Below are 24,081 nucleotides of genomic sequence, written 5' to 3'. Positions count from 1 at the left end.
GGCGGCTAGACGGTCGCAGGCTTGGGTCGGCGGGTGACGACGGCGTTGTAGGCGATGAGCCCCACCATCGAGGCCAGCCCGATGGCGCCGAAGACGTACCAGATCTGCTCGGGGTGGTGCAGGGCGAAGAGCATCTCGGTCACCTGGCGCGGGGTCTGGCCCAGCTGCGCGGAGAGCGTCTCCATCACCTTGTCCTTGGGGATGGCGGCGATCGCCTCGGGGGTCATGTGGAGCTTGTCCGCCATGTAGGCCTTGGCCAGCGAGGTCTTGTCGGCGTAGGTCTGGTACATGTGCCCGCCGAGTGAGCTGCCGATGCCCCAGCCGATGGCGTTGGGCACGTTGGCGTAGCCCATGTAGAGGCCCAGCTTGTCCTTGGGGGCGATGGAGGCCAGGTACTCGAGCTTCTTGGGGCTCGCCATCATCTCGCCGATGGCGAAGACGAAGATGCCGAGCATGCAGTAGGCGCCCACCATGGTCGAGCCCGACAGCACGATGCCCGCGGTCGAGATCAAGATCCCCAGGATGATGGAGTGGATGGCCTTCATTCGGCTGAACATGGCCGCGATCGGGATCATGAGGAAGACGATGGCCCCCGCGTCGATGTTGATCATCCACTCGGGCTGGATCTGGCCCCCGTTCAGGCCGTGCTGGAGCATGGCGGGGTTGTGGAAGGTCCGGCCCAGCCATGTGAGCGTGCCCGAGGTGTTGACCCAGTCGTCGATGAAGTTGGGAAGGATATCGAAGAGCTGGTTGAACATCAGCCAGTAGCCGGAGAACAGCACCAGGAAGGCCGCGAGCCGGGGCTCGAACACGTTCTTGACCGACGAGACGAGGATGGAGAAGAACTCGGTCACGGGCGAGGGGCGATCGCCCTCGACCTTCGGGCGCTCGGGCTCCTTGAACATCAGGAGGACCAGGAAGTTGAGCGAGACCAAAATGGCGTTGGCGTAGAAGACGTGGGCCCAGCTCATCATGCGAAGGTAGCCCGCGGCCCACGGGCCGATGAAGCCGCCCACGTTGACCATGGCGTAGAAGATGCCCCAGGCGACCGACGCCTTGCTGCCCATGTTGGCGTTGGCGATGATGCCCTGGACGCCGGGCTTGAAGACCGCGGTGCCGGTCGCAAGAAGCATGCAGCCGAGGAAGAAGCCCCCGTAGCTGTGCTGGGTCGCCATCAGGAGGTAGCCCGCGATCTTGATCAGGATCGAGAAGGCCACCGTTCCCTTGTAGCCGTATCGGTCGGCGTAGCCCCCCGTGAACAGCGGAAGCAGGGACTGGACCATCGCCCAGGCGGCGTAGATGCTGCCCTTCTGGACGTGGGTGAACTCGAGCCCGCCGTTCGCGACCGCGTCCACGATGTAGAGCGACAGCACGGCGCGCACGCCGTAGTAGGCCCAGCGCTCGATGAGCTCCATGACGTTGGCGGCCCAGAAGCCGCGGCCGAAGGACCTGACCTGGTTGATGAAGCCCGTTGGCTCGGTCGCCGGGATGACGACGGTCTGCTCGTTGGTGACCACGTAGACTCCGCTGTTTCTCCCCCGGCTGGCGGGGGCAGGTGTAGAGCGTCCAGCAAAACGGTTCCATCAAGCCGCCTGCGGCGGCCACCACGACACATGCCTGGTTTTCTTGGATGCTCTTGGGGCGCAAGTGGATGGGGTGAATGAGCCCTTATTCTACCAGCAAAGCCGGATGAGGAGCCATTCGTGGTAGAATCGGGCCTTGTGCCAAGGCCAGACGTTTGACAGAGGGTAAGAGCAGAGGGTTCATGATCGCGTTCAATTCGGTTTCCAAGTTCCAGAGCAAGAAGTTCCTGTTCAAGGACGCCAGTTTCCAGATCAACCCCGGCGAGCGGGTGGGCCTCGTCGGCCCCAACGGCGCCGGCAAGACGACCCTCTTTCGCCTGATCATGCGCGAGGAGAGTCCGGACGAGGGCTCCATCACCGTGCCCGAGCGCTTCACCATCGGCTACTTCTCCCAGAACCCCGCCGGCGCGGTCGATCTGAGCGTGCTGGAAGCGGCGCTCGCCGGCTGTGGCGAGGCCCATCGGCTCGGCGCCCTGATCGAGGAGCTGTCCAACAAGCTGTCGGATCCCGAGCTCGAGGACATGGACAAGGTCCTCGAGGAGCTCGGCGAGGCCCAGGCCGCCTTCGAGGCGCTCGGAGGCTACGACCTCGAGCAGCGCGCCCAGGAGATCCTGAGCGGCCTCGGCTTCTCGGCCGACGAGCAGCAGCGCCCCGTCGCGAGCTTCTCGGGCGGCTGGCGCATGCGCATCGAGCTGGCCAAGGTCCTCTTGCAGAATCCCGACGCCCTGGTGATGGACGAGCCGACCAACCACCTGGACGTGGAGTCGATCATCTGGCTCGAGGAGTTCCTCGATCGCTTCAAGGGCGCCATCTTCATGACCTCGCACGACCGCGACTTCATGAACCGCCTGGTCAAGAAGATCGTGGCCGTCGAGTACGGCGGCATCAGCGTCTACTCGGGCAACTACGACTTCTACGAGGCCGAGGCCGCCCAGCGCCTCACCAACCTGGAGGCTGCGGCCAAGCGCCAGGAGAAGGCCCTCGAGAAGGAAGAGGAGTTCATCGCGCGCTTCAAGGCCCGCGCCTCGCACGCGGCCCAGGTTCAGAGCCGGGTCAAGATGATCGAGAAGATGGATCGCATCGAGGTGCCCAAGGAGCTGCGCGCCGTCGACTTCCAGTGGCCCGCCTGCCCCCGCAGCGGCGAGCAGGTCGTCACGGTCTCGGGCGTGGGCAAGGCCTACGGCGACAAGACGGTCCTCAAGGGCGCGAGCTTCGAGGTCAAGCGCCTGGAGCGCGTGGCGCTGCTCGGCGTCAACGGCGCTGGAAAGTCCACCATGCTCAAGATGATCGCCGACCAGCTGATTCCCGACCAGGGAGAGGTGAAGCTGGGGGCGAGTCTCCTTCCCGCCTACTTCGCCCAGCACCAGACCGAGATCCTCGACGGCAACAAGACCGTCTACGAGACGGTCCAGGAGGCGGCCCCCACCACCTCGCGCTCGAGCATCCAGAACATCCTCGGCTCGCTGCTCTTCAGCGGCGACGACGTCGAGAAGAAGGTCTCGGTGCTCTCGGGCGGCGAGAAGACCCGCCTGGTGCTCGCCCGCATCATTGCGAACCCGGTCAACTTCCTCATCCTGGACGAGCCGACCAACCACCTCGACATGCGTACCCGCGAGATCCTGCTCTCGGCCCTCCAGAGCTTCGAGGGGACCCTGGTCTTCGTCTCGCACGACCGCCACTTCCTGCGCGACATCGCCACCAAGGTCATCCTGATCGACCAGGGCACCACCACCGAGTACCTGGGCGGGCTGTCCCACTTCCTCGAGAAGAACGGGAACCGCTTTCCGGGCTCGCAGTTCGGTCAGACCCTGCGCGTCGGCTAGCATAGCGGTAAAGCAGCGGTTTATCCTGCGCTCAGTAGCGGGTACGATGGTGCCCGCTACTGGGAGGATAAAGCCATGGCCAAGTATCGAGGACCGCTGATCGACTATCACGCCCATCTCAAGGGGGACGGCGAGATCGACATGAGCGACATCCCCCAGTACCCCATCCTCCACAAGTTGGCGGATCTGCTCGAGCCTCAGCTCTACCGGGGGGTCAACCTCTTCGCCAGGCACGGCCGCAACCCGCGCTTCCACAAGCTCTACCGCGAGTTCACCTTCCTGGGGTTCCACGAGCTGCTGCGCCTGCTCAACAAGTACCGGGTGGACCAGTTCCTCGCGAGCATGGACCGCAACGGGATCGCGCGGGCGGTGGTCTGTGTGATCGAGCCCTTCATCGGCACCATCGAGGTGCTGGATGCGATCGCCCCCCACCGCGATCGGATCTCGGTCTACTGCGCGGTGGACCCCTTCGAGCCCCGTTTCCTGGAGCGCCTCGCCTTCTACGTGGAGACGGGCCAGGTCGTCGGCCTCAAGATCCACCCGCCCATCGCGGGACCGCACCCGGCGAGCGAGGAGCTGATGGCGATGGGGGCCTTCGCGCAGGACCACGCCCTGCCGGTCTTCATCCACGCGGGGACCTTCCCCTTCCCGATGCACCCGCACCACGACGACGTGGAGGCCCTTGAACCCTTCATCGCGCGCTTCGACGGGATCCCGATCGTCCTCGGGCACATCGGCTGGGACCAGCACGAGAAGGTGCTGCGCCTCGCCGAGAAATACCCGCACGTCCACGTGGAGACGTCGTGGCAGCCGCCGGCCATCATCCGGGAGGCCATCGACCGTCTCGGCAAGCACCGGGTGCTCCTGGGCTCGGACTTCCCGCTCCTCTCCCAGGAGGTGGCCCTGCGCAACGTGCTCGACGCCGTGACCCCCGAGGAGGGCGAGTGGGTCTGCCACCGCAACGCCGAGCGGATGATCGCCCATCACGTCATGCACCATCCCATCCACCTGGTGATGCCGGACCCGCTCTCGGCGGAAATCGGCCCCCTGCGCGACAGGGGCGGCGTGCATCGACCATTGGGTTAGGCGCTCCTGGATATCTCCTGCCAGCCATGGGGAATGATGGGACTGGCAGGGGCAACCAGAATCAGGAGGCCACGCGTGGCGGGTATCGATTCCAATTTCTTGTTCAAGCTCTCGCTCGAAGAGGAAGAGCGTCGCAAGCTGCTGCTTCAGGCGCTCGCCCGGGTCAACGCTCAGCGCCAGACGGCGGTCGAGGCCACGAGCGAGGATGAGGAGCAAGCGAAAACGTCGGGTTCGGGCTTGCTCGATCTCTCGCGTTATGCCGACTCGCTGGCGACGGGGAGCTCGGCCGATCCCGCCGAGCGCGTGCAGCAAGCGATCGCGCGCGCGCAGGGCGTGAGCGACGGGCTCGCGGCTTCGGGTGACGCGCTGTTCCAGGACCTCGCTTCGACCCTGGCCGGTTTCGATCCGAGCACCGCACTCTAGAATCACGCGACAAAGGCCAGGGCCGCCCTTTTTGGGCGGCCCTGGCCTTTGTCGCGTGAACGGGGTTACTTGGTGTAGGACTTGAGCAGGATCTCGGTGCTCTCGGTCGCGATGCCACCGCCGGCAGAGCTGGTCGAGACTTCGGTGTTCTTGATCCCCATGTAGCCCATGCCCTTTGCGATCCACTTGAACTTGGGCGTGGCGCTCGGGGTGGACTCCAGGGATTGAAGCTTGAGGGTGGTGAAGCTCTCGGTAGCGGCGGCGACCGACTCGCTGCCGACCTTCTTCACCTTGATGGCCCCCACGGAGCCGGAAGCGGCGCTCAGCGTCGTGCCGGTCTCGGTGAAGCTGTCGTTGGTGTAGAGCTCCTTGCTCGTCTCGGTGGTGCTGGTGAGAGGGTTTCGCTCCGTCCGGGTGACCTCGACGCCGTGGTCCTTGACCAGCATCGAGTAGGTCGCAAGCGAGACGTCCGCGACCGACATCTCGATCACGGCCTCGGTGCCGGTGAGCTTGGTGGTCTTGAGGACGATTTCCTTGGAGTCGGTGCTGGTGGCCGTCACACCCGGCTGTTCCGTGACGGCGACCCAGTCGTAGGTGTAGGTCCCATCCGCCTTGTTCGGGAAGAGGTACTGCATGGCCAGGTTGGGGCTGGTCGTCGGGGCCACCGTGGGGCCCGGAGTGGGGTTGGTGCCGGGGTTGTTGCCGGGGCAGCCGGCCAGGACCAAGGTGGCACCGAGCGTGGCGGCGACACTGCCGAGGGCGACGAGGTGGTGCTGCTTCAAGGGGCAATCCTCCGCATGAGATGGCGACGTTGCTTGAGGTCGTTACAATGGTTATTGTATTTATATTAACAAATTAAGATCTTGTCCAGAGGGGGGGCGATGGATTGAGGGCGGCAGCGGGGTAAGATGGGTGTTATTTACTGGTTACTATTGTGGAGTGAGCGGCTTATTGATCGTATGCTTAAATGGCGATAAGCTTGAAAAGTTGTCCCGCATTCATTGGAGAACAGTACATGCACCGTTCCTTCCGCCTCGCAGCGATCGCGCTCACCGCGCTCCTCGTTGGCTGCCCCAGCCCCTCCACGACCCAGACCAATAACAACACCAATCCCAGCACCTCGACCGAGGTCAAGAAGACCGTCACGGGCAAGATCACCCGCAACGGCATGGCCAACCCGAAGGTGCTCCTCGTGACCGTCGAAGGCGACACCGTCGCGGACGCCGCCGCGGCCTTCCTCTCGCTGCCCGGCAGCACGGAGAGCGATCGCTACCCCGGCGTCACTGCCGTCAAGCCGGGCACCGACGACACCTACAGCACCGAGATCAAGCTCGGCAGCAAGGTCTACACCTACGGCATGCTCCTGTGCTGGAACGACGCCAACGACGACGGCAAGTACAGCGACAACGAGGTGTCCGGCGGCTCGGCCAAGGCCCACAACGGCCAGCCCAAGGTCGATCTGGTCCTCTCCAAGACCGAGTACAAGGAGTACGTGGGCACGGATGCCAGCGACGTGAAGACCGCGTACGACTGGGCCTTCCCCGAGATCAAGCAGACCGTCAACCTCAAGATGGCCAACATGGCCACCAACGGCAAGTTCGCCTTCCTCACCGTCGAGGGCAACTCCGATCTCGAGCTCAAGAACGCCATCGAAACCCTTTCCAACACGGTCGACGGCATCGTGGCGCCGAGCGCCGTCGTCGCGGTGCCGGTGGCCGCGAGCCACTCCCTCGAGATCAAGCTCGACAAGAAGCCCTACAAGGCCGTCACGATCATGGGCTGGAACGACGCCAACGACGACGGCAAGATTCAGCTCACCGAGCTCGATTCCTCCAAGGCCACCGTCGTCAATTCGGACAACTTCATCGCGCTGCGGCTCTCCAGCCTCCAGCCCGATAACCTGAAGGTGCTCGCGAGCGACGGGACGGCCAGCGTCAACGCCGACGTCGAGTACACCTGGACCTTCACCCTCCCCGATTAACGCGTTCCAAATACGCGCAAGGAAAGACCGCCCGGGGCAAGCCCCGGGCGGTCTTTCCTTGCTGCTTAATCCAGCAAGCCCTTGCGGATGGCGTACTTGACCAGCTCCGAGCGCTGGTGGATGCCGAGCTTGTCCATGATGTGGGCGCGGTGGGTCTCGACGGTCCGCACCGAGATGACGAGCAGCCGCGCAATCTCGGGGTTGGTGTGCCCCTCGGCGATCAGCTTTAGGATCTCGCGCTCGCGCTCGGTCAGCTTGCCGTACGAGTCGCTGGCCTCGCCCGCCTCGACCCGCTCCAGGTAGTCCTGCACCAGCATCTTGGTCACCGAGGGCCTCAGGAAGGCTCCGCTCTGCATGACCTGGTGGATGGCGTCGATCAGATCGGTGTCGGCGGCCTTCTTGAGCACGTAGCCCGACCCCCCCGCCTTGATGGTCCTGAAGAGGTAGGCCTCGTTCTCGTGCATGGTGAGCACCAGGACCTTGATGGGGGGGTACTGCTTCTTGATCTCGGCGGTCGCCTCGATGCCGCTCATTCCCGGCATGGAGATGTCCATCAGCACCAGGTCCGGCTGCAACTCGCCGGCGAGCCGCACGGCCTCTTCGCCCGTGGTCGCCTCGCCGACCACCTGGATGTCGGTCTCCGCGTTCAGGAGCATCTTGAGCCCGCTGCGCAGGATCGCATGGTCGTCTGAGATGAGCACGCGGATGGGACTAGCCATGAGTTGAGTCTCCTAAGTCGAGGGGAATGCCGAAGTGGACGTTGGTGCCCTTGCCGGGGGACGAGTCGATGGCGAAGGAACCTCCAAGAAGCCCCACCCGCTCCTGCATGCCGACGAGGCCCAGGCTCTCGCGTCCCTTGGCGTGGAGGGCGGTCTCGGGGTCGAAGCCGACCCCGTCGTCGCTCACGCAGGCGGTGAACAGCCCGTCCACCTGGTTGAGTCGGATGGCCACGTGCTGGGCCCGCGCGTACTTGCCGACGTTGGTGAGGGCCTCCTGCACGATGCGGTAGACCGAGGTCTCGACCAGGGCCGGCAGGCGATGGTCCAGGCCCTGGACGGAGACCGCGGTGCGCACGCCGTGCGCGGCCTCGAACTCCTTGGCCTGGGAGCGTACCGCGGCCACCAGCCCCAGGTCGTCGAGCATGGCGGGGCGCAGCTCGACCGAGAGCCGGTGGACCTCGTCGAGCGTTTGGTGGACCAGGGCCTGGAGGCCTTCGAGGCCTTGCTGGACGCTCTGGGGGGTGCCGGCCTTGCCCAGGACCTTGAGCCCGACCAGAAGCGAGGTCAGCGACTGGCCGGTCTGGTCGTGAAGCTCGCGCGAGATGCGGCGGCGCTCGTCCTCCTGCGCGCTGATGAGCTTGTCCAGGAGCTGGCCGCGCAGGCGGTCCTTCTCCTCGAGGGCGCTCTTCTGGGCCGCGAGCCGGTCGGCGATCGCCTTGAAGTCGGTGGCCAGGCGGCCGAACTCGTCGCTGCGGCGGGTCTCGGGCAGGGGGGCGGCGGCCTCGCCGTGCTCGGCGAGCGTGCGGCTCGCCAGCGTCAGGCGGCGCATGGGGGCGGTGATCTCGCGGGTGAGCCACATCAGCGCGACCAGCGCGAGCAGCATGGCCGTCCCCGAGATCGAGAAGATTCCCCAGGCGTGCTTCTGGAGCATGTCGGAGATCTGCTTGAGGGGGATGCCCCGCACGAAGGCGCCGAGCAGTTGACCGTCCGGATCGCGCAGCGGGTGGATCGCCACCACGTAAGGGGTGCCCTGGATGGTCGCTATCGTGTAGCCCTCGGCCTGATCGGGGATGAGGCTCGGCGGCAGGCGCAGGGCCTCGTCGTCGCGCCTGCCGTCGAGGCCCGCCACCGCGATGGGGTGATCGCCCGCGAACACCGCCGAGATGCCGCCCATCAGGTCCACCATCTCGGTGCTCGAGCGCTGGGCGACGCCCCGGTCGAGGCGGGCGGGGCCGCCTCCCAGGCGGATCGCGTAAAGGCGCTCGAAGACCTTGAGCTCGTTGTGGGCCTGGCGGTGCATCTGGCTGCGGAGGCTGTCCTCGGCGCTGACGTAGGTGGTCGCAGCCAGGACGCCGGCCACCATGAAGACGGCTGTGGCGCCGGTGAAGAGCAGCTTGCGGCCCAGGCTCAGGTTGAGATAGGCCCGACGCAGGAAGCTGAGTCGAGCACGGGTAAGTTCGCGGGCGGTGGGGTTCATTGGCAGCGGTCTCCTTGGACTATGCTACCGCAGGGTCGCGGATCTGGCAGCCCTTGTGGCGACGAGACGACGCGAATAGGATGCACGCGGTAGGGAGTGGGCCTCATGGACAGGAAGCGCGAAGGGCACTGGCTGGCCCCTGCCGAGTACGGCCAGGAAGTCGCCTACGAGGCGGTGCGCCACGCCGTCGTCCCTTTGCTTCGGCGGGCGATGGTCTGGATCGACGCGACCGGGAGCGAGCACGTCCCCGAGGCGGGGCCGGCGCTCCTCGTGTCCAACCATCGCAGCCTGCTGGATCCATGGCTCATCGCCCTGAGCCTGGAGCGCCACGTTCACTTCGTGGCCGACTCGTGGCTCGGGCACGTCGCCTTTTCGCGTCTCTTGCGCGCGGCAGGGGTGATTTTCCTGCCGTCCGAGGCGCATCGCAGCCACTCGCTGATCGCACAGGGGGCCAGGGCGCTCGCCGACGGCGAGGTCCTGGGCATCTTCCCCGAAGGCATGGACAACTTCACCCGGGACACCCCGCCGCGCACGGTCGGGGCCTTCCACTCGGCCTTCGCCCGGCTCTGGTGGGAGGTGAGGGACCTCGAGGTGCCGATCGTGCCGGTCGCCGTCGTGGGCTCGCAGCGCGAGCGACGCGTCCAGGTGCCGGCGGCCCTGGTGCGGGCCCTCGACCGGGGATCCTCCCACGTGGCGAGCCCCAGCGTCGCAGCGGTGTTCTACGAGAGCGCCCGGGTCCGGTTCGGTCCGCCCCTCGAACTGCCGCGCTTCGCCCATGCGTCCGACGCCATCGAGCGGATCGTCGCCATGAGCCGCGAGGCCGTCACGGCCCTGGTGACGGAGTGAGGCGAATCTTCTGCGGCCTAGCGCCAGTGGCGCTCGAAGGGTCCCTTCTCGCGGTGGGAGACCAGGTAGTAGTCCTGGACGGAGAGCACCAGGCGCCCGCGGCGCCCCGTGGGGGTCCGCCACTCGAGCAGGGCGAGGTCGCCGGCCTCGGCGAGACTCCAGCTCAGCCCCCAGCGCTTGAGCGAGGGGAACATCCCCTGCGCCACCGTCACCAGGTGGTGGCGGGCGCCGACCCGCGCGAGCTTGGCGCAGACCGTGCACTGGCCCTGGTGGGCGCGGGCGCACCGGATGCAGCTGGGCATGCCGCACGCCGCGCACGGCGTGGCGTGGGAGTGGCAGTGGCGCTCCTTGCACGCCGAGCAGGTGAAGGTCTCCCGGGGGAAGACCTGCTCGTGGCAGCTGGTGCAGGCGATCGCATGGTCGGGGCAGATCATGCCGCGCCCCGTGGGGTTGGGGCGGAGCTTCTCGCGCGCGGTGGTCTTGCCGCACGCGTCGCAGGCCATGGCGCACACCACGCAGTACGAGACCTGGCTGATGTGGCAGCGCTGCACCGCGTCGTGCGGCACCGGCACCCCGCAGCGCGAGCAGGGCTCGGGCTCGGGCCGCTGAGCGCTGGGGTAGTCGAGCCGCCAGGTGCAGCGCTCGCAGATCACCTGGCCGTCAGGCGCGAGGCCGGGGGTCGCGTGGGTCATGGGCAGCCCGCAGGCGGGGCAGTGGGGCATCAGCAGCTCGCCCGTCACCGGGACGTAGCGGACCTCCAGGGTGCCGGTCGATTCGCCGTGCGCGAGCTCCAGGGCGTAGTGCACCACGTCGAAGGTCACGTAGGCCACGCTGACCAGCGCCGTCTCGATGGTGACCTCGTGGCGAGCACCCTCGGCCTCGAGCCGGGCGCGCTCGGCCTCCTTGATGCGATCGCTCTCGATTTCGCGCCGCACGCGCACCTGCTCGATCTCGACGGCCACCTTGGCCGCCTCGGCCTGGAGCTTGGAGATGGCGCCCGGCAGCCGGGTCTCGCGGGTCTTGTAGGCCAGGTGCTCCAGCTTGGCGTCCAGGGCGGTCTCCTCCTCGCGGAGGATCTGGGCGATCTGGGCATCGAAGTGGCGCCGCAGGCGCTCCTGGGCCTCGTGGAGGCGCGGGGCGAGGTCGGTCTCGAGGGCCAGGCCGCGCGCCTCGGTGCGCACGTCCACGCGGGAGATGGCCTGGGCGTGGAGGGTGTCGATCGGCAGCAGGCGCGGATCCTGCGGCGGCTCGATGGGGATGGAGTGCAGGCTGTAGAAGGCATCCGAGAGCGCGTCGAGGCGCTCGCCCGTGATCGCATCCAGCAGGTCGTGGTGAAGCTCCTCGTGGCGGGCGGCCATGGCCGGCGCCTCGAAGGTCACCCGGTGCGAGAAGCCCACGGCCGTGCGCGGGGTGACGGCCACCAGCTTCGCGCCCTGCACGCCGTACGAGGGCAGCTTGGCCTGGAAGACCTGGGCGATGTGCGCGACGGGCTCGGCGACCACGTGCCGGTAGGCGACCGTCCGGGCCTGGGTGCAGGCCTCGAGGATGGCGCGCCACTGGGGGGTCGTCCGCCCCATGGCGCTGAGCTCGCCGCTCTGGGCGGCCTCGGCGTTCAAGGGGTCGAACGAGATGCTCAGGGGGGTGTAGCCTTCGACGCTGCGCCGCTCGGGGAGGCGGACTTCCCACGTGCGGGCTTCGGGGTCGAGCGGGGTGAGCTCGGCGCCGAGGCTGCGGTAGTAGTCGAGGGTAAAGCTGCGGATCGAGGGTTCCTGCATCGTCAACTCCCGTGACGCGGGCGCACCGGCCGTTGTTCGAGCACGGCTGGGACGATCTTAGGGGCCCTGCGTCCGGGAGTCTGTGACGGATGCTGCTCGTGCCGAGGATCAGGGGTTGAGGCGTGAGGTCTCCTTGTCGTCCCCGTAGACCTCCACCTGGACCTGCTTCTGCATGATCCCCTCGATCCGGGCCTTGAAGTCGCTGGCGAGCTTGTCGGCCTCCGCCTCGCGCTTGGCCGGATCCTTGATCGCGGCGTAGGCCGGGACGATGAGGCGCCAGGCGGGTTTCTTGGGGGTCTTGCGGATCTCGATTCCCCGGTTCTGCATCTCCTCGAGCACGTCGTTGAGCGAGTTGATGACGATCTGCTTCTTGGCCTTGAAGCGCTCGCGCTCCTGGTCCTTGGCGGGATCGCCGGTGCTGGTCGAGGGCAGGCTCTGCGACGCGGCGGCGGTCTTGGTGGGATCGCCCGCTTCTTTCTTGGCCTGGGTCTGCTTGCAGGCGGTGAACGAGAGGGAAAGGGCGATGACGAGGGGGAGGGCGATCATGCGCATGGGGCACCTCCGAAAAACGAATGCTTGCTTAGTTTAGTTTAATGAAGTTTTGTGAACTTGCAAGCGGTTTTTCGACAGCGCGCTAGGAGGCGCCCGCCTCGGCCTTGATCGCCGAGAGGTCCAGGAGGGCGAGGGTCTGGGAGTCGAACTCGCGGATCTGGTCGGCGGCGGCCTTGGCCATCTCGAGGTTGCGGCCGAGGGTCTCGAAGCCCGCCTCGAGCGCTCCGCGCTCCTTGGCCTGGGCGATCAGGGCGATGATGGTCTTCTCGAAGCTGTCCGAGCCCTTGAGGTTGGAGAGGATCAGGTCCGTGTCGCCGACGGCCTGGGTGAAGAGCTCGATCTTCTGCTCGAGGATCTGAAGGACGTAGTCCTCGATGGTGCCCTGGATCGAGAGGTTGATGATCAGGACGTCGCGCGTCTGGCCGATCCGGTGGACGCGGCCGATGCGCTGCTCGACGCGCATGGGGTTCCAGGGCAGGTCGTAGTTGACGAGCACGTGGCAGAACTGTAGGTTTACGCCTTCGCTGCCGGCGTCGGTGCAGAGCAGCACGTCGGCGCTCATCTTGAACTCGGTGATGATCCGGTCCTTCTCCTTCTGGCTCATGCGCCCGTTGAAGGTCACCACCTTGAGCCCGTCGGCCCTCAGGCGCTCGGCGAGGAAGTCCTGGGTCTCGTAGAAGCCGGTGAAGACGATGGCCTTGTCCTGGACCTTGGTGAGCACCGAGCGCAGCGCGTCGAGCTTGGAGGAGCCTGGGATGGTGCGGGCCAGAGCCGCGATGCGCCCAAGCTCCGCGGCGTCCTCGACGGTGGTGTGGGTCGCCATGGTCTCGGCGCTCTTGGCGAGCGCTTGCGGGCTGCTCGAGAGCATGCGCGACAGGCGGATGAAGGCGAGGGTCTTCTGGCCCTTGGCCTCCTTGGTGCCGAGCCCCCGGGCCACGTACTCGACCACCGCGTCGTGGAGCCGCATCTCGTCGGGGCTCCCCTGGAGGCGGACGGTCTCGACCTTGCGATCGACGAACTTGATCCCCACCTCGCTGCGGCGGTGCCGGATCATGACCCGGGCGAGCAGCTCCGAGAGGGCCTGCGGATTCTTGAGCACCCGGCCCTTGGCGTCCTCGATGAAGCGGGCGCGGAAGCTCTCGAGGCTGCCGAACATGCCCTCGCTCAAGAGCTCGACCAGGTTGTACAGCTCGAACAGCGAGTTCTGGATGGGAGTGGCGGTCAGGAAGAGCTTGAAGCGGGCGTCGAGGGTCTTGACGAACTGGTAGGCCGCCGTCTGGGCGTTCTTGAGGCGGTGGGCCTCGTCCACCACCAGCATGTCCCACTTGCGCCCCGCGATCTCCTTGGCGTTGCCGGGGTGCTTGGCGGTGTCGAGCGAGACGATCAGGCGCTCGTGCGCCCCCCATCCCTTGAAGGTCTCGTCGTCGTCCTTGTCGGCGACCACGAAGGCCTCGCCGAACTTGGACTCCATCTCGCCGCGCCACTGGGTCGTCAGCGGCGCCGGCGTCAGGATCAGCACGTTCTTGACCAGGTTGCGGACCAGGTACTCCTTGAGGATGAGCCCCGCCTCGATGGTCTTGCCGAGGCCCACCTCGTCGGCGAGGATGGCGCGGCAGTGCATGCGGTTGACGGCGGTCATGACCGCGTCGATCTGGTGGGGAAGGACCTGGATCCGGCCCGCCTTGAGCTGGTCGAGGCTCTGCAGCGCGTCGATGGCCCCCCCCAGGCTGAGGAGGTGGGCCTTGACGCAGACGGTCTGCCAGCTTGCCGAGTCGAAATCGGAGCGGCTCAAGCGTTCGAGCTGGCCGCGGGCGTCGGTGTAGACGCGTCTCATTGGGGTCCTTCCTCGCAGATGCAAGAGGCTGAAAGCCCAGCATAGCGCGAACCCCAGCCACCGGGCGGTGACTGGGGTTACAGCGGCTCTTAGGAACGGTTTTGTTCGACGCGCTCTAGTCCTGGTTCGCGGCCTTGGCGGCGTTGGCCTTGAGGCCCTGGGGCACCGGGCCCGCGGGCTCGGCCTGGCCCATCACCTGGTTGACGTAGCGGGCGCAGACGAACAGGAAGTCGGAGAGGCGGTTGAGGTAGCCGATCACCACCGGGTTCAGCTCGTCCTGGGCGGCGAGGGTGACGGCATGGCGCTCGGCGCGGCGCGCCACGGTCCGGGCCACGTGGAGGGCGGCCCCCGAGGGGCTGCCGCCGGGCAAGAGGAAGCTCGTGAGCAAGGGCATGCGGGCCTCGAGGGCATCGATGGCCTCTTCGAGGCTCAGGACGTGGGCCTCGGTGGCCTCCCAGCCCGGGCGCCGGCCGGCGGGGGTCGCGAGCTCGGCGCCGACGTTGAAGAGCACCTGCTGGATCTCGTTCAGGTAGCCGCGCACCTCGGTGAGCGCGGCCTCGTCGGGCAAGAAGCTGACGGCCAGCCCGATGGCCGAGTTGGCCTCGTCCACGGTGCCGTAGGCCTCGACCCTCAGGTCGTCCTTGGGGACGCGCTTGCCGAAGAGCAGCGAGGTCTGCCCCTTGTCGCCGGTCTTGGTGTAGATCTTCATCTGCTCCTCTTTCTGGATGCGTGCGGCCGGCTCCAATGGTACCAACGAGGCGCCCGGCTTGCCAAACGGGCGTGTTAGAATGGGCGCCATGCGTGACCATGTCCTGAAGATCGGCAAGCTCGAGCTCGCAAGCCCCGTGATCCTGGCCCCCATGTGCGGGGTCTGCGACTTCCCCTACATTCGCCTGATGCGGCGCTACGACCGCGACAGCCTGGCGTTCCACGAGATGTTCAGCGCCGTGGGCCTGATGAACATGCACCGCCGCAAGGACGCCCCCGACCTCAGGGTTCCCGAGGACCTCAAGCCGCTCGGCCTCCAGCTCTTCGGCCACGAGCCGGACGTGATGGCCGCGGCGAGCCAGCGCCTTGTCGAGCTCGGCGCCGCCGTCGTGGACATCAATCTCGGCTGTCCGGTCCCCAAGATCACCAGCGGCTGCGACGGCTCCGCCCTGCTCAAGGAGACCGCCCTGCTGGAGCGGATCCTCAAGGCCATGGTCAAGGCCGTGCCCGACACCCCCGTCACCATCAAGATGCGCCTCGGCTACTCCGACGATCACCAGAATTACCTGGAGGTCGCCAAGCTCGCCGAGCAGGCCGGTGTGGCCGCGATCACGGTGCACGGCCGGACGCGATCGCAGATGTATTCGGGCCAGGCGGACTGGGACAAGATCGCCGAGGTGGCCCGGGCGGTGTCGATCCCGGTCATCGGCAACGGGGACGTGGCGGACCCGGTGCAGGCCCTCGAGCGCATGCGAGATTTCGGGGTCGCCGGAGTCATGGTCGGGCGCGGAGCCCAGGGCAACCCGTGGATCATCCCGCGGATCGCCCACTACGCCCGCACCGGCGAGGTCCTCCCGGAGCCGGGGCCCGTCGAGCGCCTGGAGGTGGCCCTCGCCCACGCCGACATCCTGATCGCCGAGAAGGGCGAGCGCCAGGGCGTCTCGGAGAGCCGCAAGCACATCACCTGGTACACGCGCGGCATGATCGGCTCGGCGGAGCTGCGCGCGGCCATCAACGCCACCAGGACGCATGCCGAGCTGGTCGAGGTGGTGCGGGACTTCATCGATCGCCTGTCAGGACCGGTCGCGGCGTCCTGAGGTTCATCGTATTCTTTAGCAAGACTTTAAAGTTAATTTAGCTTCACCTGCGTCAGTTGGCGCCGGCGGCAGCGGATAGTGAATTAACAGCTGATTGAACGTGCCAGGAGGATGCCGCATGCTGAAGAGAGCAAGGAAAGGAATCGGGGCGCTGACCCTGCTTGCCCTGCTCTTGGCGGGCTGTGGTCAGGTGCCGGGAGCGACCGGCAGCAACAAGCAGCTCCCCGGTCTTGGCGATGACGACGGCACGCCGCGCGGCGCCATCACGCAGTTCTACACCCGCAACGTGGTGTACCGGGTCGACGAGGACATCGTGGTCGGCATGCCCGACCTGGTCGCGGACCTCCAGGTCAAGCGTCCCAACCAGCCCCTCATCCCCGCCAACAAGGAAGATTTCGTCGTCAACATCCACACGGGAAACCTCGTGATCGACGACGCCGCCATGACGTCGATCTTCAACAAGTACGTCTTCAACTACGAGGGCAGCCCCTTGAGCGACCTCAAGATCGCGAACAAGGACGGCAAGGTCACCATGTCCGGTACCATGCACAAGGGCATCCCGCTGCCCTTCTCGATGGAGGGCTCGCTCTCCCCCAACGGGGCGGGGCAGCTCGTGCTCAAGCCCGAGAGCGTCAAGAGCGCGGGCATCCCGGTCAAGGGCATCATGGACGTGATGGGCCTCGAGATGGCCAGGCTGATCAACTCCAAGGCCGCCGGCGTCAAGATCGACGGCAACAACGTCGTCATCTACCCCGACAAGCTGCTGCCCCCGCCGGCCATCAACGGCTTCGTCTCCGGCGCGCGGGTCGAGAATGGCCGGGTGATCATGGTGTTCGACGACAAGGTGCGCCGCCCCTACCCCGAGATCGCCGAGCCCTCGGCCAAGAACTACCTGCTCATGTGGGGCGGGACGGTCCTCATCAACAACCACCTGATCCTCGACGCGAAGCTCCAGATGATCGACACGACCCCCCAGGACCCGATGAAGTTCTACATGCCCGTCTACCGCGAGCAGCTGGCCGCCGGCTACGTCGTTGCGGATCGCGGCAACACCATCGCCTACGTGCCCGACGTCACGGGTATCACGGTCGACTTGCCCCGGTTCCGTCCCCGTCTCTGAGCGGGTGAGGGCCTCGGGCGCCTTGGTGGGCGGCCCGGCGGGGATGTGGTATGATACGCTCTGAGCAATGGCGCGGTGACGAAAGTCATGCCGCGCCTTTTGCAATTCTGGACGTCCCACCTGAAGGAGAAAGATACTTGAATCTTCTAGGCAGAGTGTCGGTCTTTCCGTCGTTGCCCGAGCGCATTCGACGCCTTGATGAGCTGGCCCACAACATTTGGTGGAGCTGGAACCCCGCGGCGCAGGAGCTCTTCAAGGCGCTGAGCGCGGGGTTGTGGCAGAAGGTCTACCACAACCCCGTCAAGCTGCTTTGCGAAATCAGCCAGGCGCGCCTCGACGCGCTCTGCGTCGACTCGGACTTCCTTGCGCGCTACGACGCGGTGATCGCCGCCTTCGACGCCTACGTGCAGGACGAGGCCACCTGGTTCGGGCGCACCTTCCCCGACCACAAGGGCGACGTGGTCGCCTACTTCTCGGCCGAGTTCGGCCTCCACGAGTCGCTGCCCATCTACTCGGGCGGCCTCGGGATCCTCGCCGGCGACCACTGCAAGTCCGCGAGCGACCTGGGCCTGCCCTTCGTCGGCGTCGGCCTGCTCTACAACCAGGGCTACTTCCGCCAGCGCCTCAACGTCGAGGGCCGCCAGGAGGCGATCTACGACAAGCTCAACTTCAACGAGCTGCCCATCCAGCCCGCCCGGGACCTGGACGGCGACGAGGTGATCATCGGGGTCGAGCTGCCCGGCCGCCGCGTCTTCGCCAAGGTCTGGGAGGTCAAGGTCGGCCGCATCTCCCTCTACCTGCTCGACACGGACATCGACCGCAACTCCCCCGAGGACCGCCGCTTCTCGGCGCAGCTCTACGGTGGCGACCACGACATGCGCATCGCCCAGGAGATCATCCTCGGCATCGGCGGCGTCCGCGCCCTGCGCGCCCTGGGCATCCAGCCCGCCATGTGGCACATGAACGAGGGCCACGCGGCCTTCTCGGGCCTCGAGCGCGTCCGCGAGCTGATCAAGGCCGAGGCCCTGACCTTCTACGAGGCCGTCGAGGCCGTGGCGGCCAACGCGGTCTTCACGACCCACACCCCGGTGCCCGCGGGCAACGACGCCTTCGCCTTCGAGATGATGGAGAAGTACTTCCGCCACTACTACCAGGAGCTGCGCCTCACCCGCGAGGAGTTCCTCGCGATCGCCCGCCAGGACACCATGGGCGGCCCCGCCCTGTTCAGCATGACGGTGCTCGCGCTGCGCATGTCGCGCCGGGCCAACGGCGTCTCCAAGCTGCACGGCGAGGTGTCGCGCGACATCTGGAAGGACCTCTGGCAGGGCGTGCCCGTCAGCGAGGTGCCCATCTCCCACATCACCAACGGCATCCACACCGAGACCTGGCTCGCCCCCGAGATGGCCCAGCTGCTCGACGCCTACGCCCCCTCGTGGCGTGACCAGGTGGACGCCCTCGAGAGCTGGGACGACGTCACCAAGATCCCCGACGGCGAGTACTGGGCGGCGCGCCGCGCGCTCAAGGTCAAGATGATCGAGGAGGTTCGCGCGCGCCTGCGGGCCATGCGCCTGCGCCACGGCGAGAGCCCCGCGCGCATCCGCGAGGTCGACACCATGCTCGACCCCGATGCGCTGACCATCGGCTTCGCGCGCCGCTTCGCCACCTACAAGCGCGCGACCTTGCTGTTCCGCGACCTGGACCGCCTCAAGGCCATCCTCCACAAGGCGGATCGGCCGGTCCAGGTCATCTTCGCGGGCAAGGCCCACCCGGCCGACGAGCCCGGCAAGAAGTTCATCCAGGCCATCTACGAGTACGCCCAGCAAGAGGGGCTCGAGGGCAAGATCGTGATCGTCGAGGATTACGACATGAACCTCGCGCGCTTTTTGGTCCACGGCGTGGACGTGTGGCTCAACAACCCGCGCCGCCCCCTGGAGGCCTCGGGCACCAGCGGCCAGAAGGCCGCCCTCAACGGCGTCCTCAACTTCAGCGTCCTGGACGGCTGGTGGTGCGAGGGCTACAACGGCCAGAACGGCTGGAGCATCGGCGAGGAGCGCGAGTACAAGGACCTCGACGAGCAGGACGACGCCGACAGCGTCTCCATGTACCAGACCCTCGAGGACCAGCTCGTCCCGCTCTACTACGACCGCAACGCCAAGGGCATCGCGTCGGGCTGGATCCGCCACTCCAAGGAGGCGATCCGTACCCTGGCCCCGGCCTACAGCACCCGCCGCATGGTGCAGGACTACAGCCGAGAGCTGTACGTGCCGGCCATGGAGCACGGCGAGAAGCTCGCCGAGGACTCGTTCGCCCTGGCGCGCCACCTCTCGCACTGGAAGGGGATGGTCCGCCTCAACTGGCACCAGATCCACCTGGAGGCGAGCGGCCCGCGCGAGCAGCGGCTGACGGTCGGCGAAGAGGTGGGCCTCGAGGCCCGCGTCCGCTTCGGCGGCCTGGATCCCGCCCACTTCGTGGTCGAGATCTGCCAGGGCCGCGAGGTGGACGGCGTCGTCAAGAGCTTCGAGGTGATGCCCATGACGCGCGCGGCCCGCGTGGCCGAGGGCGTGTACGCCTACGAGGGGCGCCTGCACCCTCATACCGGCGGCAGCTACAGCTACGGCGTCCGCATCCGGCCCGCTCACCCGGCGCTGATGAACGACAACGAGGTGGGCCTCGTCCGCTGGGCGTAGGCTTTCGGTCTCGAGCGAGGGGGGGGGCGCGATCGCGCCCCCCCTCGCTTTTTCGATCGCCAAGAATGTTGGCGGTCTTGCCCTGCCTGGGGCCCGTGGGGGCTCGCTACAATCGGGGCGCTACTCCTGAACGAGGGAAGGAGGGCGTCCGTGGTGAACGCCTGGGCCTGGGTCCTGTGGGTGGCGCTTGCCGTCACGCTCTACGCCTACTTGGGCTACGGGCTGGTCATCTGGCTGATCGCCCGCCTGGTGCGCTACCCCGCGCGCCTCTCGACCGACTTGCCGACGGTCTCGGTGGTGATCGCGGCCTACAACGAGGCCCCCGTCATCGCCGAGCGCATCCGAAATGCGCTCGCCCTCGATTATCCCGCCGAGCGCCTGGAGGTCCTGATCGTCACCGACGGGTGCACCGACGGGACCGAGGAGGTGGTCCTCGCCCAGGAGGACCCGCGGGTGCGCCTGATCCATCGCAAGGAGCGCTCGGGCAAGGTCAACGCCCTCAACGCGGCCATCCCCCAGGCCATGGGCGAGATCGTGGTGGGCTCGGACGCCAACTGCTTCTTCGAGGCCGATTGCCTGCGCCTGCTGGTGCGCCACTTCGGGGACCCGCGCGTGGCGCTGGTCGCCGGCGAAAAGCACATCCACCAGGGACCGGGCACGGTCAGCCTCGGCGAGGGCCTCTACTGGCGCTACGAGTCGTGGCTCAAGCGCCTCGACTCGGGCGTCTCGACGGCCCTCGGCGCCACGGGCGAGGTCTTCGCGCTGCGCAGGGCCTGCTTCGATCCCTTGCCCCCGGACGCCATCATCGAGGACTTCGTGCTGTCCATGCGCCTGGTGATGAAGGGCCGGCGCGTGGCCTACGAGCCGGCCGCCACCGCGAGCGAGGATGCGTCCGCGACCTTCAACGACGAGTTCAAGCGCAAGGTGCGGATCGTGGCGGGTGGCTGGCAATCGGTGGTGCGCCTTTGGCCCCTTGTCACCCCGCGCTATGGCCTGGTCGCCTTCCAGTACGTCTCGCACCGGGTGCTGCGCTGGATGGTGGTCCCGTTCGCCCTGCCGCTGGCCCTCGTCGCCAACGCGGTCCTGGCGTGGCACGGCGCGCTTCGCTGGCTGTTCGCGCTCCAGCTCGTCTTCTACGCCCTGGCGATCGCGGGGTACGCCCTCCAGCTCCGCGGCATCCGGTGGAAGGGCTGCTACATCCCCTTCTACTTCACCTTCCTCAACGTGGCCGCGCTCGCCGGCGCCTGGCGCTACCTGCGCGGGCGCCAGCCCGTGACCTGGGAGAAGGCCCGGCGGCTGGGGACGCCCTAGCAAGAGCGCCTCGCTGATCCAGCGAGGCGCTTCTCGGGCTAGAGGGCCGCTTCGTACTCCGCGAGCATGCCGCGCAGGATCGAAAGCCCCTTCTGCCAGAAGCCGGGGTCGGTGATGTCCACCCCCACCCGGCGCAGGATGACGGAGGGCTCGGCGGATCCGCCGGCGCGCAGCACGTCCAGGAGCTTGGGGACGAAGGTCGCCCCTTCCTCCTTGTACTGGTGGTAGAGGGCGTAGACCAGGAGCTGCCCGAAGGCGTAGGAGTAGCAGTAGAACCGGTACAGGGCCAGGTGGGGCACCGTGGCCCAGCTCCAGTGGTCGTGGGCGTCCATGCGGACATCCGCGCCGTAGAGGCGGGTATTCTCCTGGCTCCAGATGGAGCAGAACTCCTCGGCGGCAAGAGGGCCCTCGGTGCGCCGGGCGTGGGTCCTGAGCTCCCAGCGGGTGTACATGACCTGGCGGAAGATCGTGTGGACGGCGTCCTCGAGGCGCTTGGCCAGCAGTTGCAGGCGGACGGCGGGATCCCGCTCGTCGGCAAGGAGGCGATCGAGCACCACGATCTCGGCGAAGGTCGAGGCCGTTTCGGCCATGGGGGTGACCGCCCCGTAGTTGAACAGGCTCTGCTCGCTGGCGAGCACGTTGTGGATCCCGTGGCCCAGCTCGTGAGCGAGGGTGGTCACGTCCTCGAGGCGGCCGTTGTAGTTCAGGAGGATGTAGGGGTGGAGGCCGGGGGTCATCCCCGCGCAGAAGGCGCCGCCGCGCTTGCCGGGAGCCGGGGGCACGTCGATCCAGCGGCCGTCGAAGAAGCGCATGGCGATGCGCGCGAACTCGGGGTTGAAGCGGCCGAAGGTGTCGAGGACGGTGGCGCGCGCCTGCTCGAAGGGGATGGTGCGCACGGTCTCGGCGTAGGGCGCGAGCGTGTCGAAGAAGGCGAAGTCCTTGATGCCCAGGGCCTTCGCCTTGAGGCGGTAGTAGCGCTGGACGATGTCGTAGTTGGCCTCGGTGGCGCTGAGCAGGGCCTCGATCACGCCCTCGCCCAGGTCGTCGGCCAGGAGGGTGGGGGCGATCGCGGTGGGGTACTTGCGCAGCACCACCTCCTGCGCGTGGTCCTGGTAGACGGTGTTGAAGAGGTAGCTCAGGACGTGGCCGCGCTCGGCGTGGGCCTTGAAGAGGGCGCGGGTCGCCTCCTCGCGCACGGTGCGGTCCGGATCGGCGCGCAGGCTCCGCATCTCGGCGACGGCGTAGTCGCGCGTCTCGCCCCGGACCGTCACGGGGATGCGCATGCCCGCGCTGATCTCGGTGTAGAGCTGGCCCCATGCGGCGCGGCCCGTGAGGTCCTTGACCGAGGCGATCCGCTCCTCGGCCTCCGAGAGGGTGTGGGGGGCGAAGCGACGCAGGGTGCGCAGGTGGTGGCGGTAAGAGGCGAGCTCGGGCGCATCGGGCAAGGGGGCGAAGCGGTCCTCAGGCATGGCCTTGATCTCGACGTCGAAGAACTGGATCTGGTTGGCGATCGCGGTGCCCTCGGTTCGTATGCGATCGCTCAGGGCCTTGTGCTGCTCCTCTTCGGTGTTGGCCGAGAAGAGCAGGGTGGAGTAGCCGGCGAGGCGATGCAAGCGCGACGAGATGCCCTCGATCTCGACCAGGGCGTCGCGCAGCGCGAGGGGCGAAAGATCGATCACCCTTCCATGGAAGCGCCGCCTGAAGTCGGCCGCGTCGCTGCGCAGCTGGGCGAGATCCTGCTCGATCCGCGGATCCTGGGGGCCGTCATATAGATCACTTAGATCCCAGCGGAGAGTGGGTTCGGCGGCGAGGGTCATGGCGGCCTCCTGTGGTCAACGGGCGATGCACGATGATACGCCCCTTCCAAGTAAGGGTCAACGTCAGGTAGAGAAGGGGAGCGATCGCGGCCGGCCCGTGCAACTCGCTATAACTTACCGTTACTTTAATGGGGGCTTAACGCTCGAGGCGCAAGCATGTTTTGCTTCCGCGCCATAACACCTTCAGTACAGTCGCTTCGGCGAGCCGTTGAGAGGGAAGAGTGATGAAGGGACGCAAGCCAGTCGTTTCGATGCTGCTGACGGTGGGAGTGTTGACGCTCGCCCTGGCGACGGGCTGCGGCAAGCGTCTGCCGGATAACATGGTCGAGCCCGAACCAGCCAAGAGCACCGAGCCGACCCCCGCCCCGACCGCGACTCCCACTCCCCAGCCGACGCCCAATCCCGGCAACCCCTCGGGAGGGGGTGGGACGACCGTCCAGGGCAACCTCATCCTCGGCACCCCGGTCATCAAGGAGTCGGGCCTGATGAAGCGCACGATTCTCGCGACGGTGGATGTCATCAACCCGGTCGCTGGGACCCTCAGCGGCGAAGTGACCTGCTACTTCGGCTCGGGTACCGACGCCGAGGACATCCAGACCAAGACGGTCTCGGTGATGAGCGGTCAAAAGCAGACCCTGACCTTCGAGAAGACCGGCTGGTTCGCCAGCTCCAAGGCGCGCTGCGAGATCAAGACCATCAGCAGTGGCGGGGTCAGCACCAACGGCTACTCCCAGTACTACTAACTAAGACTTGCGGTAAAAGGGGAGGCCCGCGCTGCGCGGGCCTCCCCTTTTACCTTGAGATAAGGCGCCTCAAACCGGATCTAAATCTGGATTTAAAAAAGCGCTTGACTTCCGAATCCCGCCGGAGCTAATATGCATCCCATCGAGAGCGACGCAAGCCGCCTCTGACCCGCCCGGTGAAAGCCTTTCGGAAGTTTGATTCCCGCTCGATCGTGTAACGATCACAAGCCCGGGGGTTGACAAGGCGGGAGGTCCTGAGCTAGAGTGGGTACTCTTGAAAAACGAGAACGGCCGAGATTGCTCGGTGTTTGGTTCGAAGTCTTCTTTTTGAGGATTTCGAACCGGATACGAATCCGGTCTGCACTTTGACAACTGCATAGGAGAAGATATCCCAAATAGATACGAAAGTATCTTTTGAGATAATCCAAGGTAATTAATGTTAAACGAGCCAATGTAGGTCAAGCTACAAAGGGCGTACGGTGGATACCTTGGCGCCAGC

Annotated in this window: 19 protein-coding genes; 10 read left to right on the top strand and 9 right to left on the bottom strand. The window is 66.7% G+C overall.

The features are described from left to right. Positions 1-5: 5 nt before the first annotated feature. A complete protein-coding gene (locus tag V6D00_14130) occupies positions 6-1,517 on the bottom strand; it encodes an MFS transporter (protein ID HEY9900308.1) in 1,512 nt (503 codons plus the stop codon). 248 nt (positions 1,518-1,765) lie between these two features. Here V6D00_14130 and V6D00_14125 point away from each other — a divergent pair, with 248 nt between their 5' ends. From V6D00_14125 to V6D00_14115, 3 genes are all read left to right on the top strand, one after another. Continuing rightward, positions 1,766-3,406 (top strand): ABC-F family ATP-binding cassette domain-containing protein, encoded by a 1,641-nt coding sequence (locus tag V6D00_14125; protein HEY9900307.1) that lies wholly within the window; start codon positions 1,766-1,768, stop codon positions 3,404-3,406. A 75-nt stretch (positions 3,407-3,481) separates the two neighbouring features. After that, the gene (locus tag V6D00_14120; protein ID HEY9900306.1) at positions 3,482-4,492 is read left to right on the top strand and encodes an amidohydrolase family protein; all 1,011 of its coding nucleotides are present in this window, start codon (positions 3,482-3,484) and stop codon (positions 4,490-4,492) included. A gap of 75 nt (positions 4,493-4,567) precedes the next feature. Further along, positions 4,568-4,915 (top strand): hypothetical protein, encoded by a 348-nt coding sequence (locus tag V6D00_14115; GenBank protein HEY9900305.1) that lies wholly within the window; start codon positions 4,568-4,570, stop codon positions 4,913-4,915. Between the two features lie 65 nt (positions 4,916-4,980). On the opposite strand, the gene V6D00_14110 is transcribed toward V6D00_14115, so the two are convergent. Continuing rightward, positions 4,981-5,697, bottom strand: coding sequence for a hypothetical protein (locus V6D00_14110; protein HEY9900304.1), 717 nt, complete (start codon positions 5,695-5,697; stop codon positions 4,981-4,983). Positions 5,698-5,930: 233 nt separating this feature from the next. Between V6D00_14110 and V6D00_14105 the strand changes: the two genes are divergently transcribed. Then, positions 5,931-6,896, top strand: coding sequence for a hypothetical protein (locus V6D00_14105; GenBank protein ID HEY9900303.1), 966 nt, complete (start codon positions 5,931-5,933; stop codon positions 6,894-6,896). Between the two features lie 65 nt (positions 6,897-6,961). Here V6D00_14105 and V6D00_14100 read toward each other — a convergent pair whose 3' ends face one another. Both V6D00_14100 and V6D00_14095 read right to left on the bottom strand, forming a co-directional pair. Next, a complete protein-coding gene (locus tag V6D00_14100) occupies positions 6,962-7,615 on the bottom strand; it encodes a response regulator transcription factor (protein HEY9900302.1) in 654 nt (217 codons plus the stop codon). Further along, on the bottom strand, positions 7,608-9,092 hold the full coding sequence (locus V6D00_14095) for a histidine kinase (GenBank protein HEY9900301.1): 1,485 nt from the start codon (positions 9,090-9,092) through the stop codon (positions 7,608-7,610). The genes V6D00_14100 and V6D00_14095 overlap by 8 nt, the downstream gene beginning before the upstream one ends. Before the next feature lie 105 nt (positions 9,093-9,197). On the opposite strand from V6D00_14095, the gene V6D00_14090 reads away from it, so the two are divergent. Further along, positions 9,198-9,938, top strand: coding sequence for a lysophospholipid acyltransferase family protein (locus V6D00_14090; GenBank protein ID HEY9900300.1), 741 nt, complete (start codon positions 9,198-9,200; stop codon positions 9,936-9,938). A gap of 17 nt (positions 9,939-9,955) precedes the next feature. Here the strand turns inward: V6D00_14090 and V6D00_14085 are convergent, their stop codons facing one another. The 4 genes from V6D00_14085 to V6D00_14070 form a co-directional block, all read right to left on the bottom strand. Continuing rightward, positions 9,956-11,713 carry a hypothetical protein gene (locus V6D00_14085; GenBank protein HEY9900299.1) on the bottom strand — a complete coding sequence of 586 codons (1,758 nt, stop codon included), beginning with the start codon at positions 11,711-11,713 and terminating at the stop codon, positions 9,956-9,958. 108 nt (positions 11,714-11,821) lie between these two features. Further along, a complete protein-coding gene (locus tag V6D00_14080) occupies positions 11,822-12,265 on the bottom strand; it encodes a hypothetical protein (GenBank protein ID HEY9900298.1) in 444 nt (147 codons plus the stop codon). Between the two features lie 82 nt (positions 12,266-12,347). Continuing rightward, positions 12,348-14,099 (bottom strand): SNF2-related protein, encoded by a 1,752-nt coding sequence (locus tag V6D00_14075; protein ID HEY9900297.1) that lies wholly within the window; start codon positions 14,097-14,099, stop codon positions 12,348-12,350. Positions 14,100-14,214: 115 nt separating this feature from the next. After that, positions 14,215-14,808: a cob(I)yrinic acid a,c-diamide adenosyltransferase gene (locus V6D00_14070; protein HEY9900296.1), complete on the bottom strand. Its 594-nt coding sequence runs from the start codon at positions 14,806-14,808 to the stop codon at positions 14,215-14,217. 88 nt (positions 14,809-14,896) lie between these two features. Here V6D00_14070 and dusB point away from each other — a divergent pair, with 88 nt between their 5' ends. The 4 genes from dusB to V6D00_14050 all read left to right on the top strand — a co-directional run bounded on the left by dusB (position 14,897) and on the right by V6D00_14050 (position 21,022). After that, on the top strand, positions 14,897-15,904 hold the full coding sequence (dusB, locus tag V6D00_14065; GenBank protein ID HEY9900295.1) for a tRNA dihydrouridine synthase DusB: 1,008 nt from the start codon (positions 14,897-14,899) through the stop codon (positions 15,902-15,904). A 118-nt stretch (positions 15,905-16,022) separates the two neighbouring features. After that, the gene (locus V6D00_14060) at positions 16,023-17,024 is read left to right on the top strand and encodes a hypothetical protein (GenBank protein HEY9900294.1); all 1,002 of its coding nucleotides are present in this window, start codon (positions 16,023-16,025) and stop codon (positions 17,022-17,024) included. 137 nt (positions 17,025-17,161) lie between these two features. Next, positions 17,162-19,711, top strand: a complete 2,550-nt coding sequence (gene glgP, locus V6D00_14055; GenBank protein ID HEY9900293.1) for an alpha-glucan family phosphorylase — start codon at positions 17,162-17,164, stop codon at positions 19,709-19,711. Between the two features lie 150 nt (positions 19,712-19,861). Further along, positions 19,862-21,022 (top strand): glycosyltransferase family 2 protein, encoded by a 1,161-nt coding sequence (locus V6D00_14050; protein ID HEY9900292.1) that lies wholly within the window; start codon positions 19,862-19,864, stop codon positions 21,020-21,022. A gap of 38 nt (positions 21,023-21,060) precedes the next feature. On the opposite strand, the gene V6D00_14045 is transcribed toward V6D00_14050, so the two are convergent. Further along, positions 21,061-22,839: a M3 family oligoendopeptidase gene (locus tag V6D00_14045; protein HEY9900291.1), complete on the bottom strand. Its 1,779-nt coding sequence runs from the start codon at positions 22,837-22,839 to the stop codon at positions 21,061-21,063. A 251-nt stretch (positions 22,840-23,090) separates the two neighbouring features. Between V6D00_14045 and V6D00_14040 the strand changes: the two genes are divergently transcribed. Continuing rightward, a complete protein-coding gene (locus V6D00_14040) occupies positions 23,091-23,582 on the top strand; it encodes a hypothetical protein (GenBank protein HEY9900290.1) in 492 nt (163 codons plus the stop codon). The last annotated feature ends 499 nt before the right edge of the window (positions 23,583-24,081 follow it).

Origin of the sequence: Pantanalinema sp., assembly GCA_036704125.1 — a bacterium.
Lineage (GTDB): Bacteria > Cyanobacteriota > Sericytochromatia > S15B-MN24 > UBA4093 > JAGIBK01.
This window is presented reverse-complemented; position numbering and strand designations above follow the sequence as displayed.

Bases quoted from the DNA above. Each gene is read 5' to 3' on its own strand.
- V6D00_14100 (HEY9900302.1), bottom strand. From the start codon at position 7,615: ATGGCTAGTCCCATCCGCGTGCTCATCTCAGACGACCATGCGATCCTG.
- V6D00_14070 (HEY9900296.1), bottom strand. From the start codon at position 14,808: ATGAAGATCTACACCAAGACCGGCGACAAGGGGCAGACCTCGCTGCTC.
- V6D00_14105 (HEY9900303.1), top strand. From the start codon at position 5,931: ATGCACCGTTCCTTCCGCCTCGCAGCGATCGCGCTCACCGCGCTCCTC.
- V6D00_14125 (HEY9900307.1), top strand. From the start codon at position 1,766: ATGATCGCGTTCAATTCGGTTTCCAAGTTCCAGAGCAAGAAGTTCCTG.
- V6D00_14045 (HEY9900291.1), bottom strand. From the start codon at position 22,839: ATGACCCTCGCCGCCGAACCCACTCTCCGCTGGGATCTAAGTGATCTA.
- V6D00_14120 (HEY9900306.1), top strand. From the start codon at position 3,482: ATGGCCAAGTATCGAGGACCGCTGATCGACTATCACGCCCATCTCAAG.
- V6D00_14090 (HEY9900300.1), top strand. From the start codon at position 9,198: ATGGACAGGAAGCGCGAAGGGCACTGGCTGGCCCCTGCCGAGTACGGC.
- V6D00_14085 (HEY9900299.1), bottom strand. From the start codon at position 11,713: ATGCAGGAACCCTCGATCCGCAGCTTTACCCTCGACTACTACCGCAGC.
- dusB (HEY9900295.1), top strand. From the start codon at position 14,897: ATGCGTGACCATGTCCTGAAGATCGGCAAGCTCGAGCTCGCAAGCCCC.
- V6D00_14075 (HEY9900297.1), bottom strand. From the start codon at position 14,099: ATGAGACGCGTCTACACCGACGCCCGCGGCCAGCTCGAACGCTTGAGC.
- V6D00_14080 (HEY9900298.1), bottom strand. From the start codon at position 12,265: ATGCGCATGATCGCCCTCCCCCTCGTCATCGCCCTTTCCCTCTCGTTC.
- V6D00_14040 (HEY9900290.1), top strand. From the start codon at position 23,091: ATGCTGCTGACGGTGGGAGTGTTGACGCTCGCCCTGGCGACGGGCTGC.
- V6D00_14095 (HEY9900301.1), bottom strand. From the start codon at position 9,092: ATGAACCCCACCGCCCGCGAACTTACCCGTGCTCGACTCAGCTTCCTG.
- V6D00_14060 (HEY9900294.1), top strand. From the start codon at position 16,023: ATGCTGAAGAGAGCAAGGAAAGGAATCGGGGCGCTGACCCTGCTTGCC.